The sequence below is a fragment of the Thalassovita gelatinovora genome (assembly GCF_001458355.1).
In the GTDB taxonomy this organism is placed as follows: Bacteria; Pseudomonadota; Alphaproteobacteria; order Rhodobacterales; family Rhodobacteraceae; genus Thalassobius; species Thalassobius gelatinovorus.
This window is the reverse complement of sequence record NZ_CYSA01000028.1, coordinates 216,535-230,829: the sequence shown is the minus strand read 5'-3', so window position 1 is coordinate 230,829 and position 14,295 is coordinate 216,535. Positions and strand designations below refer to the sequence as shown.

The 14,295-nt window shown below is 61.4% G+C and carries 21 protein-coding genes; 1 reads left to right on the top strand and 20 read right to left on the bottom strand.

The window, feature by feature from the left end:
• Window positions 1-198: 198 nt before the first annotated feature.
• The 20 genes from TG4357_RS18545 to TG4357_RS18455 all read right to left on the bottom strand — a co-directional run bounded on the left by TG4357_RS18545 (window position 199) and on the right by TG4357_RS18455 (window position 13,067).
• Entirely contained in the window at window positions 199-570 is a 372-nt protein-coding gene (locus TG4357_RS18545) for a hypothetical protein (protein WP_058264400.1), read from the bottom strand.
• Window positions 567-1,013, bottom strand: a complete 447-nt coding sequence (locus TG4357_RS18540) for a phage tail tube protein (RefSeq protein ID WP_058264399.1) — start codon at window positions 1,011-1,013, stop codon at window positions 567-569. The genes TG4357_RS18545 and TG4357_RS18540 overlap by 4 nt, the downstream gene beginning before the upstream one ends.
• A gap of 38 nt (window positions 1,014-1,051) precedes the next feature.
• On the bottom strand, window positions 1,052-1,408 hold the full coding sequence (locus TG4357_RS18535; protein WP_058264398.1) for a hypothetical protein: 357 nt from the start codon (window positions 1,406-1,408) through the stop codon (window positions 1,052-1,054).
• Window positions 1,408-1,884 carry an HK97-gp10 family putative phage morphogenesis protein gene (locus tag TG4357_RS18530; RefSeq protein WP_058264397.1) on the bottom strand — a complete coding sequence of 159 codons (477 nt, stop codon included), beginning with the start codon at window positions 1,882-1,884 and terminating at the stop codon, window positions 1,408-1,410. Before TG4357_RS18530 ends, TG4357_RS18535 begins: the two co-directional genes overlap by 1 nt.
• Before the next feature lie 2 nt (window positions 1,885-1,886).
• The gene (locus TG4357_RS18525; protein ID WP_058264396.1) at window positions 1,887-2,213 is read right to left on the bottom strand and encodes a phage head closure protein; all 327 of its coding nucleotides are present in this window, start codon (window positions 2,211-2,213) and stop codon (window positions 1,887-1,889) included.
• A gap of 3 nt (window positions 2,214-2,216) precedes the next feature.
• Window positions 2,217-2,795, bottom strand: a complete 579-nt coding sequence (locus TG4357_RS18520) for a head-tail connector protein (protein ID WP_058264395.1) — start codon at window positions 2,793-2,795, stop codon at window positions 2,217-2,219.
• 69 nt (window positions 2,796-2,864) lie between these two features.
• Entirely contained in the window at window positions 2,865-3,050 is a 186-nt protein-coding gene (locus TG4357_RS18515) for a hypothetical protein (protein WP_058264394.1), read from the bottom strand.
• Between the two features lie 86 nt (window positions 3,051-3,136).
• Window positions 3,137-4,456, bottom strand: coding sequence for a phage major capsid protein (locus tag TG4357_RS18510; protein WP_058264393.1), 1,320 nt, complete (start codon window positions 4,454-4,456; stop codon window positions 3,137-3,139).
• A 109-nt stretch (window positions 4,457-4,565) separates the two neighbouring features.
• Window positions 4,566-5,534, bottom strand: a complete 969-nt coding sequence (locus TG4357_RS18505) for a S49 family peptidase (RefSeq protein ID WP_058264392.1) — start codon at window positions 5,532-5,534, stop codon at window positions 4,566-4,568.
• Window positions 5,531-6,808 carry a phage portal protein gene (locus tag TG4357_RS18500; RefSeq protein WP_058264391.1) on the bottom strand — a complete coding sequence of 426 codons (1,278 nt, stop codon included), beginning with the start codon at window positions 6,806-6,808 and terminating at the stop codon, window positions 5,531-5,533. Before TG4357_RS18500 ends, TG4357_RS18505 begins: the two co-directional genes overlap by 4 nt.
• Window positions 6,805-8,472: a terminase large subunit gene (locus TG4357_RS18495; protein WP_058264390.1), complete on the bottom strand. Its 1,668-nt coding sequence runs from the start codon at window positions 8,470-8,472 to the stop codon at window positions 6,805-6,807. Before TG4357_RS18495 ends, TG4357_RS18500 begins: the two co-directional genes overlap by 4 nt.
• Window positions 8,459-8,911 (bottom strand): phage terminase small subunit P27 family, encoded by a 453-nt coding sequence (locus TG4357_RS18490; RefSeq protein WP_058264389.1) that lies wholly within the window; start codon window positions 8,909-8,911, stop codon window positions 8,459-8,461. Before TG4357_RS18490 ends, TG4357_RS18495 begins: the two co-directional genes overlap by 14 nt.
• Before the next feature lie 133 nt (window positions 8,912-9,044).
• A complete protein-coding gene (locus TG4357_RS18485; protein ID WP_058264388.1) occupies window positions 9,045-9,443 on the bottom strand; it encodes an HNH endonuclease signature motif containing protein in 399 nt (132 codons plus the stop codon).
• 107 nt (window positions 9,444-9,550) lie between these two features.
• Window positions 9,551-10,231: a hypothetical protein gene (locus TG4357_RS18480; RefSeq protein ID WP_058264387.1), complete on the bottom strand. Its 681-nt coding sequence runs from the start codon at window positions 10,229-10,231 to the stop codon at window positions 9,551-9,553.
• A gap of 2 nt (window positions 10,232-10,233) precedes the next feature.
• Window positions 10,234-10,827 (bottom strand): hypothetical protein, encoded by a 594-nt coding sequence (locus TG4357_RS18475; protein WP_058264386.1) that lies wholly within the window; start codon window positions 10,825-10,827, stop codon window positions 10,234-10,236.
• Window positions 10,828-11,029: 202 nt separating this feature from the next.
• Complete coding sequence (locus TG4357_RS18470; protein ID WP_139193629.1) at window positions 11,030-11,671, bottom strand: hypothetical protein; 642 nt, start codon at window positions 11,669-11,671, stop codon at window positions 11,030-11,032.
• Entirely contained in the window at window positions 11,671-11,856 is a 186-nt protein-coding gene (locus TG4357_RS19415; protein WP_139193628.1) for a hypothetical protein, read from the bottom strand. The genes TG4357_RS18470 and TG4357_RS19415 overlap by 1 nt, the downstream gene beginning before the upstream one ends.
• Window positions 11,853-12,275, bottom strand: a complete 423-nt coding sequence (locus tag TG4357_RS18465) for a hypothetical protein (protein WP_058264384.1) — start codon at window positions 12,273-12,275, stop codon at window positions 11,853-11,855. Before TG4357_RS18465 ends, TG4357_RS19415 begins: the two co-directional genes overlap by 4 nt.
• A gap of 103 nt (window positions 12,276-12,378) precedes the next feature.
• Window positions 12,379-12,630, bottom strand: a complete 252-nt coding sequence (locus TG4357_RS18460) for a hypothetical protein (RefSeq protein ID WP_058264383.1) — start codon at window positions 12,628-12,630, stop codon at window positions 12,379-12,381.
• Window positions 12,627-13,067, bottom strand: coding sequence for a hypothetical protein (locus TG4357_RS18455; RefSeq protein ID WP_058264382.1), 441 nt, complete (start codon window positions 13,065-13,067; stop codon window positions 12,627-12,629). Before TG4357_RS18455 ends, TG4357_RS18460 begins: the two co-directional genes overlap by 4 nt.
• Before the next feature lie 157 nt (window positions 13,068-13,224).
• Between TG4357_RS18455 and TG4357_RS18450 the strand changes: the two genes are divergently transcribed.
• The gene (locus TG4357_RS18450) at window positions 13,225-14,223 is read left to right on the top strand and encodes an exonuclease domain-containing protein (RefSeq protein ID WP_082644204.1); all 999 of its coding nucleotides are present in this window, start codon (window positions 13,225-13,227) and stop codon (window positions 14,221-14,223) included.
• Window positions 14,224-14,295 lie beyond the last annotated feature (72 nt).

Genomic DNA, 14,295 nt, shown 5'->3' with positions numbered 1-14,295 from the left:
GGATGTTTCCAGGATCGTGAAAGGCGTAACCGATCAGGTGGGCCATCTCTTGTTGCAAGACCCGCTGATCGTTTACCTCAGCTTCCTTCCGGCGCTGAACCGCATCGGTGATCAGCTTGTATTCCCGCAGGGTGACTGCCCAGAAATCAGCATAGGGCAGGCCGCAACCGACCCACCCCGTGATAAGGGACTCCCAGTCTATTTGCTGGGTTTCTTCCCCTTGCCGTTTCCCACCGGCTCTTCCAACGCGACGACATCATCGTCGGTCTTTTCCGCCGCCGGGAATGCCAGCCCGATCGCCTCACCAACAAACACGACAGCATCGACCGTGCCGCCGACCTCATCGATCGCGTCATAGGCGTCGTCTTCCGCGCCGCCTTTGCCATCGTTCATGGCAGCCGCGAAGATCCCGGCGACCAGATCGACGGAACCTTCCTTGTCCAGCTTTTGCAGAACCTGGTGGATCGGAATGCCATTTTCGCGCTCAAGACGCACCATGGCTTTGGTGGACAGACGCAGCGTGGTGACAACTGCGCCTGCGGCGGATTTTACATCAACGGAACTGATCATACTGCTGCAGTCCCCTGGGTCCAGGTCACAGCGCCGGTGACCTTCTGTTTGATATCCAACATAAGATCGTTGCCGACCTCGACATCGGGCAGCGAAGGACTGATCCACGCCTGCCAGGCAAATTGGTCGCCGGTCGACTGATCGATGTCGATCGGCAGCGTCACGCGGAAATAGGTCGGCGTAGCCAACGCCTTCTTTGCGGATGCAGCGGCGAACAGTTCCTTGGTGTAAAAACAGCCCAAGGTGATTTCGCCAGAGTCGATCAGACCACGGGACCATTCCTTGTGCATCCCGACACTATCAAGGCTGGTCTTGTCCTTGTAGTCGCGCTGTTCTTCGGGAAAGCTCACCTTTTGCGCGCCTGGAAGACTTGCCCAGGTGGTGCCATCATCGGACCATTCAACGACGGTATCGTCGGTGATGGTGAGTGTTTTCGTCGTCATAGTTTTACCTCTTTGATGAAACGCCGGACACCCGGCTGTCAGACGCGGTATTTCACCGCATAATCCTGCGACACGCGCGGGATTGCATCGCCGTCAGAACCGTCCTGACCGTCGCGAATAGCTTCAAGGCGGGCAAAGCGAACCATTGCCCCGTGATAGCCTGAGAGAAGTTCCCGGACCGCACGGCCCAAAAGCCCCGCCTCGAATGGAGTTGTTCCGTAGATATCGACCTGCACCCGGCCAACAATGAAGCCCGCAGCCCCATCGGTGGTGACAGGTTCGAAACCGGAAACCTTGTTCAGCACAATCCGGGGCAGGCCCGTGCCCTGCCCCAGCCAGCCCCATGCAACCGGATGGCCCAGACCATCCAGCAATGCTTTCATCTCTTCTTCCATTAGCGCCGCCCCGCCCTGGCATTTCGGGCCGCTGTCCGATCCAAGGTCTTCTGTATTTCGGTCCAGATTTCCCGCTTCAGACGCTCAAGCATTTCCGCCTTGTTTGCGTCCCAGGCCGGGCGCATGAACGGCTCCGGCATGACTGCCCCGACAAATTTCCCAGACTTGTGCTTGCGCGGCCCGGTGCCGAATTCGATCAGATGGGCATGCGGCGCGCCCCGCCCTTCATCATCGATCGGCCCGATATACATGGACACGATACTGCCGATGAAATCACCAGAAGCCGCCGCCCTTTGCCGTGGCGAAAGCTTGCTTGTCACGGATATTTGAAACATCGACGCATCGGCAGCTTCGGCTACCGGCTTAAGCACCTTTTTCAATGCCCTGCGCACAACCGCCTTGGCGGTGCCACGCTTCAACCCGGCCAGCGCCCGCTCCATGTCGCGGAAACCATCGACCTTAAAACCGATCGACATGCTCAGCTGCCCGTCGCATCTGAATGCGTGGCCGTGAACTCGATGCTCCGACGCCTGCCGATCTGCTTCACGCCGACGATCTTCCACGCCTTCCCAGCATCCATCACCTGGTCACGCGGCCCGATCAACGCAGCGACCGCGCTATACCGCACCCGAAACCACCCCATGCTTGTAGCCTCGGCCTGACCCGCGCGGAATTTCTCCGCATCGCTGGTCGGATTGAACTCAGCCCAGACCGTTTCAAGATCCTCATAGCCGTCTTTCTCGCCGCCCCAGGCATCTTTGATCGTGGTTTTTTGCTGCAACGTGATCCGCCGATCATAGGCCATCGGTCAGCCCGCCCCGAACACGCGCGGACGGCTGTAGCGCGCCTGCTTGACCAGGTTGCGCACCCCGAAACTCAGGCGCGGCGCTTCTGGCACGTCTTCGGCGGCGATCTGTGCTTCGTACCATTCCTTGGTCAGCAGCTTAATCGCGGCGCTGGCCGTTTTCCCGGCGGCATCACCTAATGTCGCCGAGACACGCAAAGTGTCCGCAGACAGCGAAGTATAGCCGCTCCACCCAACCGGCGTGACCAATTGCGGCTCACTATGCGCCTGGCGGATCCGCCACCCGGTCAGGTCGACGGATTGCCATTGACCGTCATCCCCCATCGCCTCGATCGAAAGCAACTGCCCGACAGGCGCACAAGGAAACCACCAGACACCCCAGACCGGGAAAAGCGGGATTTCGAACCGATAATCCCCAGCCAGTGGCCGATTGGTCGCGGTGATCACAACCTCTTGCGCCGCATCAAGCAATGCTTGGATCGCAGCATCGTCCGTTGAATCGTTGGGCGGCAAATGAACCGACTCCTTGAATTCCGCGACCTCGACCACTGACGACAACGGATTTGCACCGACATATTCCACCGCGACAACTCCACGCTATCGGCGACCGTGAAAGCCCACGGTCGCCATTGAAAATTCGCCGATCGGCGATTAGCTGGCAGCGCCCCCGCCTTCACCGGCACCACCTGCGGGCTTCGCCGCTGCGGCGGTACTCTTCCACGCGGCGTTTTTCGCCTTGAGCATCTTCGCGGCGGTCTCGTGTTCGAAACCCGCCTTGTCGCCCTTGTTCCAGCGCCCGTTTGTGCGGGTGCATTCCAGTTGCACTTTCTTGGCCATTGGTCTTGCCCTTCGATTTGAATACTTGCCGCCCCGGCACCGCGCCGGAACGGTCGTTGTCAGTTCATGCGATCAGGCTGCAAAGATCAGAGCGACCAGCCGGTAACGGTCGCGCCAGAAATCGCCTCATCATGCATCGGCGCAAGATCGTGTTCGCTGATGGCGCGCATCAACGTCAGGTCGTTCTGGAACGCCGACACCGTGTCACCCGACGTATTCACGAACGCGGCCTGGTCGCTGGTGGCGATAGTCAGGTTCAGCGAGTCGCCGATCATGATTTCCGAGAAATCGCAGAAGGTGATTTCCGTGTCCGACCCGGCCCCCAGGTTGTTGGGGATCTGCGAACTGGTGTGGATCTTGTAACCCTTCAGCGTCCCATCCTTGTCGATCGACGGATAAAGCGGGTAGCCGTTGGCATCGCGCAGCCCGGCGATGAAGTTCTTGGTACTGGCCCGCATCGCCCAGCCCGGTGCCATCATCGAAATATCGGCATCCTCGACCTTATCCACCAGCTTGTTGATCAGCGCCTCGACCACCGCTGCGGTCTTGGCCGCCTCGGTCAGCCAGTTCGCCGCAAGTGCCCAGTGGCGCAGCCCCTTGGGCGTTCCGCTGGTGCCGTCATTGCGCAGGAAGGCGATGTCCTCGCGCGCTGCCATCTGGCGCACCACATCATTGCGGGCCACCCGCGCCATCGCCACCGACGACATACGCAGCAGGTCGTTGGAAAGCGGAACCATCGCGGTCAGCTTCTTGAACGCCTGATCGACATTGTCGAAGGTCGGTTCCGATTCCGTGATTGCCGTCGCCTCAGTCCCGTAATTTGCCGTCGATCCGGTCGCCATGCGGGCGTGGCGCATCTTGCCTGCCGGGATGGGCGACGTCTCCGCACCGGCATTGCGCACCACCACCTTGGGGCGCAGCAGGTCGATCACCTGTTCGGCCAGCGGCTGCGGAATGGTCACGCCCCCCGCACCCGCCGTCGCGCCGGACAGCACCGCAGCAACACCGGAATGACCGGCTTCCACCAACTGCGCCGCAGCCGCTTCGCGGTCGCCTTTCTGATTTGCCAACGCACCGATGATGAACCCGACCTCGATCGCTTTGTCGGCGGGGTTTTTCGGTTGGGCCGGGACCGGCGCAGCGCCGCCGGTAAATCCGTTTCCGGCCTGTTCATCGCCGCCCTTGGCAGCAGATGCCTGCGCCGCCTCGACCGCCTCGGCGCGTTTCACGGCGGCATCCGCCTTGCCGAAATCCGCCTGCGCGGTTTCGAACGCGGTTTGCGCCGACGCCAACGCGTCCTGATCCGGCGCTTCGGCCCCTTCCAGGGTCTCGATAGTGTCAGCTGCCGACGCCATCGCCGCCGCCGCCGTCGCGCGCGACGCGCGCAAATCGTTGATGTCCTTCATCGCTCATTCCTCTTTGAAGGTGGTGGCCGCACCACGCGGGCCACGGGTTGAAGACCCACGCGGAACAAGCCGGTGGGGTCGGTTGCACTCGGGTTGGCCCCGCGTGATTTCAGGTGTTCGAAATAGCCTGCGCCATCGCGGCCCGCGCCTTGGCCGTCCGCGCCATCGCGCGCGATCCGCCCCCAGTCGGGGACGGCGCATAGATTGAGAAAACGCGCTCATAGAAGCCGCGCCGCGCCTCTTCGGCATCGGCCAGCCCGCGCCCGATCGCATCCGCTGCCCGGAACATCGCGCCGCCATCGGCTTCATCGCCCGTCACCGACAGCCGCGACGTCAGCGCGCCGCGATCGATGCCGCGCCCGCGCGCCACCGCGTCAAGAAACTGCGCCTCAGCTTCGTCCAGACCGCGCTGAATTTCCGTCAAGCCCGTGTCGGTCGTCGGGTCCGGGTTCTTCGCCCGCGCATGGCTGGACAGGTGAATGCCCCACTGTTCGCCCCAGACATCGGGCTGCACCGGCCAGGCGCTCATCCGCGTAGTGCCGATGCTGCCCGCCTCGGATCCCGGCGTCATGGTGATGTCGCTGCCCTGCGAGGCAAGGTAATAGGCCGCAGACGCCGCCATCGGGTTGACCAGAACATGGACCGGCTTGACGGCAGCCAGATCCGCGATCGACCGCGCCGCACCTTCCAGCCCCAGAACCAGCCCGCCGGGGCTGTTCATATCGATGACAATCGCCGCCACGTCATCATTGGCAGCGATTTCGGCGCAGGCCGCGTCGATCCCCTGGTAGGTCGCCCATCCAAGGTACTTTTCCAGAATGGCCGAATCCGGCGTCAGGATGCCCCGGATCGGCATGACGGCCACCCGCCGCGACACGCCATAGCGTTCGCCGCGCGGCACGTCTACCGGACCCGCCGATGCCTCGGCGGGCTGCTCTATTGATGCGCCCGGCACCGGCCAGGTCTGGCGCAACTGCGCCTGCGACCGCGACAAGTCCAGCGCTACGACCTGCCCGCCCAGACGGGCGGCGATGCTGTCCGCCACCTGCGGGACAGGATGCGTGTTTTCATGGGTCATTTGTCGGCCTCCTTGTTGCTGCCGTCGGTTCCGGCATCGCGGGTCATGTTCGACGGCGGATAGAGGATATCGCCGCCTTCGATGTCTTCCTTGCCTTCTTCGCGGCGCATTTCGTTGACCGTCTTCCAAGGACCGCCCACAGCCTTCGCATTGGCCTCGTACCGTTCCTTGGTGGTTGCCTCCATCAGCGCGTCGTAATCGTGAACCAGCTGCAACCCGCGTTCGCGCTCGGCACGGGTCAGCAACCCAACTTCCATGAAGTCCTGAACCATGTTGCCCCAATGGGTCAGGCAGTCCGTCTTGTAGTCGATCGCCTGCTGCTGGCCGTTGGCCTTCACCCCGAATTCCAGCATCTGCAGCTTCGACGGCGGAACCCGGTAGATCGCAGCAAGCTGTTCGCGGTCGAACTTGCGCGATGACAGAAGTTCCTGATCAGCCGCCGTGATATCCAGCGTGATGATGTCGTCATTCGCTCCAAGGACCGGCCACCCCTCTGCCGCCGGATCATTCATCATTGCCCGGATTCGCTTGATCCCGCGTGTCTTGGCCTCTTCGTCAGCGAAGTTGTCTTCCAGCTTCACCGCGCCGCGAACCTGCGTACCTGACGCCGTGCGCGCCGCCGCTTCCTGTCCCGCCAGCGCCAGCCCGACCGATTCCGCCGCGACCGAAAGCGGGCTGCGTCCGGTCCATCCGTCGCTTGCAAGATAGCGCAGATGCACCATCGACCGCGCAGGTGAACGGCGCAGGGTTCCCGCCCCATCCTCGAAATCGTAAAACCGCGCCCGGCCATCGCGCAGAATGTTGCAGCGGTCGTTGTGGACATATTCGATCAGCAGCGGTTGCCCGCCACCGTCGCGCGGCGCATAGGCATAGCCGTTACCGCGCAGGCCAAAGGAATAGACCGCATTGAACCGGGTCATGATCGACGGCACCCCGAAGGTGCTTTCGACGTTCAACAGGTAGTGCAGCGCATGTTCCTTGACCGGAACAAGACGCCCGGTTGTCTTGTTCCGCTCCATCACGTTCAGCGGCACCTTGGACAGATCGCCCGCGATGATGTTGCAGCAGGCAAAAACAGTCGCGTGGCGCTGCGCGATGTCTGGCGTCACGCGCGGCAGCGTCTTGACCCGGCTTTGACCAGCCCCCCAGCCATCGACAATCCAACCTTCCGGCGCGATGGTGCCGGAAGGTTCGACCGCTGCCATCACAGGCGGTTCCATCCGTTGCGTGGCGGGTGCCTGATCGCGTCCCAGAATGCGTCCCAACAGGCTCATATCGATTGCACCTCTCCCCGGCGTTTCTTGGTTTCGTTCGCGGTGGCCCGCCCCACCGCCATGATCATCGCCACCGCCGCATCGATGCGGCCCTGACTCTTCTTCTTGTTCGGCTTGATGTTCTCTGCCGCGTCTTCGTCGCGGTGAACATTGCCGACCTGCCAGGCCAGCACCGGGTTGCCCGCATGGCGGATAAGGTTTTCCGCAACCCTCTCTTCGACCCGCTTCATCGGGCCGGACATCGACGCGAACCCTTGGCGATGTTCGACCATCGGGAACCGCATTTCATCAAGCGTGTTCGCCAGATCCTTCATGCCCCAAGGGTCATAGGCGACCTCCTGAAGCGCGAAGTTCTCGCGGATCCATTTCAGCCGCTTGATGATCTCGTCTTCCTTGATCACCCCGCCATGATGAACTTCCAGCCAGCCTTGATCGCGCCAGCCGACATATTCCCGCTTTTCCGTCTGTGCCCGCTTCACGAAGCCATGATCCCCAGCAGGCAGATAGGTCCAGACCCAGACATAGATCAGGTTGTTGACAGGCACCGCCATTGCGATCGCAGTGGTGTCGACCTTGTTCGACAGATCCAGCGCAACCCATGCTTCCCGCCCGCTCAAATCCTCCGGGACAAACGGGGCCACGGCGACGCCACGGTCCCAGGCGTCCTGAGTGATCCAGGCTTCCGCCCCCTCTGTCCACAGGTTCAGGTGGAACCGTTTGAAGTTCGGCAGCTGCCCGGAAATGATCATCGCCTTCTGCGCGGCCTTCCTGACCTCGCTTTCCGGCTTCGATACGTTCAGGTTCGGGTTGCCCATCGCCCAGGCGACCGGGTCCAGCGGGTCTGCATCCGCAGACGGTTCCGCCACATAGGCAAAGAATGAATCATCCTCGACACCACCGCGCAGCACCGATTCCGAATAGTCGCGCAATTCGCCGCACAGCCCCTTGCGGTTCTGCCCCGCCGTGGTGATCACCCAGTCGATCGGCTGCGATCGCGCGATCATCGATTCAACGATCGTTTCGGCCAGTTCCCGATCGGTCCAGCGGTGCATCTCATCCCGCGCCAGGAAGGACGGGTTGATCCCGTCCGACGAATTGCCATCACGCGACAGGCAGGCAATCGACCCGTCGGTGCGTGGCGTGTCGATCGAATTGCGCCAGACCTCCATGAAATGCGGCAGGAAGGGCGACCGCTTGATGATCCGCTTCAACCCCTTGAACAGCAGCCCGGCCTGATCGCGCGTGGTCGCGGCGCAATAGGCTTCCGGCGCGGCTTCGCCGTCGAACAACTGAGAAAACAGCATCGGCACCGCCGTGTCGGTCGTCTTGCCGTTCTTCTTTCCCACCTGGTGGTAGGTGTCACGGAACCGGCGCAGCCCGGTTTCTGTTCGCTTCCATCCGAAGACAGATCCATGCCGGAACACCTGCCACGGCTGCAATTCCAGCGGTTGCCCCGCCAGCGGCCCCTGCGTGTGATGCAGCATCCGCGCGAAATTGCAGATCGTGGTCGCCGCCTCGCAATCAAAAAACAGCCCACGTTCATCGGCAGTTTCCAGATCCAGCAGGTGCCGTTCGCAAGCCATTCGCACCAGGTCACCGGCAACCGTGTCGCCCTCGACCACGCTGATTGCATATTGGCTGACCGGGTGGTCAATCGGATCCACTCGGCTGACCCTTCAACTGCTTCATAAGATCATCGAACAGATCGCCCTGCCCTGCATTCGCGATCCGGCTTTCATCGACCGGCGTCAGCCCGAACAGTGCCGAGTCTCGGCGCATCTGGTTCGCCGCTTCGTTCTGCGTCGTCCATGCCGCCGTTTTCTTTTGCTGGATGCCGTTGCGGGTCTTGGTCTGATACCAGACGCCATGCAGGGCGATTTCGTTAGTGGCCCGGATGAAATTTGCCGTCGCCTCGCAATAGCTTGCGAACTGGTGGCGGTAGTGCGGCAGCAGTCGATCCATCCTGGACAGCTCCGGTGCCAACTCGCCCCAGACATCCTTTCCCAGTTCGGTCATCCAGTCGAACGGTTCCGGCGCGGGCTTCGCTCCGTCGCCCTTCATCGGGATCACGTTGCCCTGCGGCGTCGGTTTCGCGCCTTTCATCTCGGCCTCCTTTCGTCCTCAACCCTCCTTTCCCCGAAGGCTGCAAAGTTTCACCCATGCCAAAAGTGGGCTTTTTTTCTCAATTCACCCCGCACGAAAAGAACGGTTCCGCAGCCGGTTTCCCTTATCGCGGCTAGATTTTTCGACCGCCCCCCAGTGCCAGCACTTCCCGTGCAGTCTTCCGGCTGTGGCATGGCTTGCACAGCGCCTGCCAGTTCGACCGATCGAAGAACTTCGCCCGATCGCCTCGGTGCGGTTTGACGTGGTCAACCTCGGTCGCCTCGACCACCAATCCAAGTTCACCGCAGTCGACGCAAAGAGGATTGCGGGCAAGGTACACGCGCCGTCCTGTTTTCCATTCCTTCGTCGCATAGAGCAACGCACCGGCCTGCGCTTCGCTGCTCAACTTGGCACGGGCGCGCCGCGCCGATAGCTTCGCCTTGCGCTCGTCTTCGTGGTACGGGCAATGCGCACCGCCAGCGACCGCAATGTCATCGCAGCCGGGGCGGCAACACACCTTGCGGATCGCCATGTTTCAAATTGTCCGGTAAATCGGTGATACGAAAAACGCCCGGTCGGGATCATCCCGCCGGGCGCAGTTCGGTTCGCAGGCAATATGTCAACAGAAGCTAGATTGTGTCAAGCCGCTTTCTTCCAAGGCGTCATTGGCGGCATCCTGTCGATCAGATGAAACTTGTCAAAGTTATACCCATTCAACGCGGATGACAGCTCAAGCAGCGCACCCCACCAATCGAGGTAATCACGGCGCGCAGCAGCTATCTGACAATGACTTGGAACCCAACAACATGGCACCCAAAGATCCTCGCGGCGGCGCTGTCGACCACGCTGGACATACTCGACCACACGACAGACTTCGGTCTTACCATGCTGGCCGAGGTGATTGCGCTTCGACCAGGCGCGCGGCTGCAATCTTTGCTGGCCCAAATCCCATTCTGGCACGCGACCGGCGCGGGACAGTTCGGCAACTCTGATCGCCATCGACCATGACGCACAGTTCACAAGCATATCCGCCACCGCTTCGGCGTCCGGATGTGGATCGGATTTGCCACCGCCATCAATACGGCAGCCAAGCTGCTCATGCCGCATGATCGCGGCAGTCGATGACGCATAGCCATAGCCGCCAAGCTCCGAATGATCCATCGTGACGGATAGATCTGCCTTTTCGACGGCGAAGGCCCATTCAAGCAGCGCCTTGATCCCGACCATTTCCTTTCCGTCAGTGGCCAAAGGTCCGCCCATGCGCCCGAATGCGGCGCAGGCCTCAAATCGGTCATCCGCCTTCTGGAATGATCTTTCCATTATCATGCCGCTTGCCCTTCCTGCTTGCTGGCCTGACCAGCGTTCAACGTGTCGATGCAGCGCTGCCGCGCCATGTAATACCCATCCATCCAGGCCAGATCGCTGGGCGTGGCCCGCCCGGCCTCGCGCGCCACCTTGATCCGGGCGCGGCGTTCGCGGTTCGCCTCGGCCTCGGATCGGATTTCATCCATCGAAAATGCGTTCGGCGGCGCACCGACACGCTTGAGATAAAAGAAAAGCTCGACCAGATACCCGCCGTCCCGCGCCGCCCGGCCCGCACCCGACTGGATATAGGACCGCACAAGGCGGCTCATGCTGATCGGCGGATCCTGCAGACGCCGCGCCCAGTTCTCGATCAGCATTTCCTTGGGCCAACGATCGCGCGCCTTGCCGGTCGCATGGCGCTGCACAGTTTCGCGCAGCGCTTCGAGATTGACCGCGCTCATATAGGCCAGCTTGTTCTGCAGCCGGTCGAGCATTTCTGTCTCGCGCTCTACGGTCCAGCCGCCCCGGCGCTCCATGCCCCATTCCTTCAGCGGTGCGATCAGGTTCAGCCTGACCCGGTCCCTGCCCTCTTTCAGTTCCTGACCTTCCATTGCCCTTGCCCTTTCTCTGCAATTTCGGCCTGTCCGCTAATTCCACAGTTTGATCGTCGCGCACCCATAGGAAGGTTTCTTGTTATGTTTTGTATGGTGTTGTCCTATAGGGCAATTTCAGTAATCTTGCTGAAACCGACTGAAATATTTCAGCAACCTTTCAGTTCATTTCAGTTTGATTTCACCCGCCGTTGCAGCCATTTCAGCCCCCGCGCCGGTTCGGGAAATGGGCGACCTCGCCAGTGTATCCCAGCACTTCGGTCATCGCCGCGCGCAGGTTGTCGGGCGTGACGTAAAGGTCGGAATGTTCGAAATGCTCGGCCAGCATCCCGACGGCCCGGTCATCCTTGATGATGTGGTCCTGGATGTTCAGGTCGGCCATCTTCTTGCGGATCCGCGACTTGCGAACCGCCAAGCGCGCCGCTTCGCGGGCACCGTCGCGGCCCCGCTTGCGCTTGTGCATTTCCTCGACAATGCCCTGCATGAAGCCGGGATGGCCCAACCGGGTGATGACATCGCCCGATCGGTCATCTTCGACCAGAACCGGAACCCAGCCATGCATGACGCCCGCCTTGACCGCCTGCCAATCCTCGACCGTGGCAAAGCGCGCCAGACTGGCGAGTTCGACATCGCAATCGGGCAAGGTGCCTGCCGGATCCTGTCGCATCGATTCCGACCACAGGATGACGGCGGTGCCGATATCGCCGCGCCGTTTTTCCATCACCGCCGCCGCCAGAAACCGCGACGACAGGAAACGGTGGGTGTAGAATGGAAACCAATCATGGTTCGACAGCGTGTCGCCGCGCCGGAGCGGCCACATGTCTGGTTGCGGTTGATAGTCCATCACTCGCCCGCCTTCTTCTGCCCATGCCTGCCGGTCCGCGCCGTGAAACCCAGCCCTGACGGGGTATGCCGCCCGGAACGGATGAAACCTTCGCCGCGCCAGTCATCGATCGCGGGTTCCGGTTCCGGTTCGGGCAGATCCCGCATGACCGGCTGACGGCCCAGAAGATCGATTGCTGTTGTCATCGCAGTTCCTCCGCTAAATGCATCCTGCGCCGCCGGTCGCGCAGCCATTGCGCCGCCAGCGCGCTATAGTAGTTCCGGCCCGCCCGGCTCAGATCGGCCAGCGCGGTGCCCTTGGGCGCATAGCGGCCCATCTGCCAAGCCAGCAGCGCTGGCGCGGCGCGCAGGCCAACCGCGCGGAATTCCTGATCGTCAGACTTGCGGCAGGCGGCGCTGCAATAAAGCTGATGGGGCCGCACCGGAACGAAGCGCGCCGAACAGAATGGGTTCCGGCAAATGCCGGTTTCCCCCATCGGGCAGGCCGATAGCTGCGGTTCGGCGGCGACGTGAAACGGTTCCAAGTCAAGCCGCAACAGCGCCTCTTGCGGTACGTTTCGCACTGGCAGTGCGTTTGCGAGACGGGGTTGCGCCGCATGGGTCATGCCGAAAGCCCCTCTTGCGCCGTTTCTGGGGCGATTTCTGCAATGCCGTTTTCAGGATAATCGTCGGGCCAATCCGCCGGGATGCGGTATGCAAACCCGCCGCTCACCTTGCGCCCCCGAACGTGGTCAGCAACCGTACCAAGCGCGGTGATGGAACCGCCCGGATCACGGCAAAATCCATCGAAACCAACTCAGGCTCCACATCAAAGAACCCGCCCGGATCATCGGCCATCGCCTGCACTTCGGAAAGAAGATATGCGCGATCGCTGCCTTCGCGCTGCGCCAGTTCGGCGATCTGCCCGATCAGTGCCACCAACGCCGATGCATCGATTTTAAGCTCCGCGCGCACCATCATCCCGCCGCCTCCGCCGCGTTGATGATATCCGTCAGCGCCTGGCGCGCCGCCCGCATTTCCGCGATGACCTCGACACGCTCTTTTTCCGTCAGGCGCTCAGGGTCATCGCTTAGATGCGAAAACGCCCGGATCAGCGCCGCATGCGCCTGCCCGCTGGCAACAGTGCTTTGCGCGGCAAGTTCCTTCAGGCAGCCCTGCCGAACGCCTTCGCGGCCCGTACGTTCGAACATGCGATTGGTCAGCGGAAAAGCCCCGACGAAATCCTCGACCGCGATGGCCGCATCGACCGTCACTCCAATCTGGCCGGAACACATCTTGCTGACCGTGCCCTTGCAGCCCGTGCCATAGCGGGCTTCAAGAACCGACGCGACAGCCTCGACACCGCCTGCGCGGCGGACAAGGCCATCGAAAATACCGCGTGTCACCGGATCAGCCATGGGAAACCTCGTTTCCTTGGCATACGGGAATGATGGCGCTATCCAAGATGTCATGGACGGAATGAACAATGCGCATGCACATCCATTTCACCCTTGATATGCAGCCCTGCCATCGTGCAGCCTGTGGGCGAATTTCTGCAGAACGCACGAGTAAAAAATGAAATCCTTTTTCGAACGCCTGTTTGGGCGCAGACCGAACCAGATACGGACGCCTACCGAAGATGCACCTCTCCCTAGGACACCACAGCCAGCGCCGCGAGGCGCACCTGCCGTCAATCGCCACGGACTGTTCACCCAGTTTGCAGATGGTGAACACAGGTTTATCGCCATCGACGTGGAAACGGCCATGAGGTGGAACGGCAGTATCTGCCAGGTCGGTTTCGCAAGCGTCGACAGAAGCGGATGCATCCGCACCGTCGGAACCCTGATCGATCCCGAATGCGGTTTCGACCCGTTCAATATCAAAATACACGGCATTACGGAGGAGCGAGTTCGCGGTGCCCCTACTTTCCGAAACGCTTTCATGGACATGAAACCAATGCTGGCCAACAACCGCCTGTTCCAGCACAGCACGTTCGATCAAAAAGCCATCGCTGCCGCTTGCGACGGCGACGGAATTCCCCAGCCAGACCTCGATTGGAACGACAGTATCCGCGTGGCGCGCCGGGCTTGGCCTGAATTCCGGCAGGATGGTGGATACGGCCTCGCCAATCTTCGTGAAAAGCTTAACCTTAACTTCCGGCACCATGACGCGATCGAAGACGCCCGCGCTGCCGCCACGGTCGTCCTCATGGCAGAACAGAAAACTGGGTTGTCCTTCGATGACCTGTTGAAACCGGCTCGGAAGTCCTATCCCAAGAATCCCACCGCGCCTGCCAATCCTGAAGGAAAACATTTCGGCGCGGTTATCGTCTTCACTGGATCGCTGACCATGCCACGCGAAAAAGCAGTCAAGGTAGCATCCGGTCTCGGCTTCGAGGTCAAGGCTTCCGTCACCCGCAAGACCACGCATCTTGTTGTCGGCGATCAGGACCTCGCGCTGTTGGCCGGTCACGAAAAAAGCAGCAAGCATAGAAAAGCAGAGGATCTCATCACCGCCGGGCAGAACATCTCTATCATGGGGGAAACGGAATTCAGGAATATGATCGACAGGTGAAGTCATGCCGCATCCTCGCGTCGCTTCCACGCGAACAATTCGCGCGGCACCGACCACCCATCCTCGGTCGCG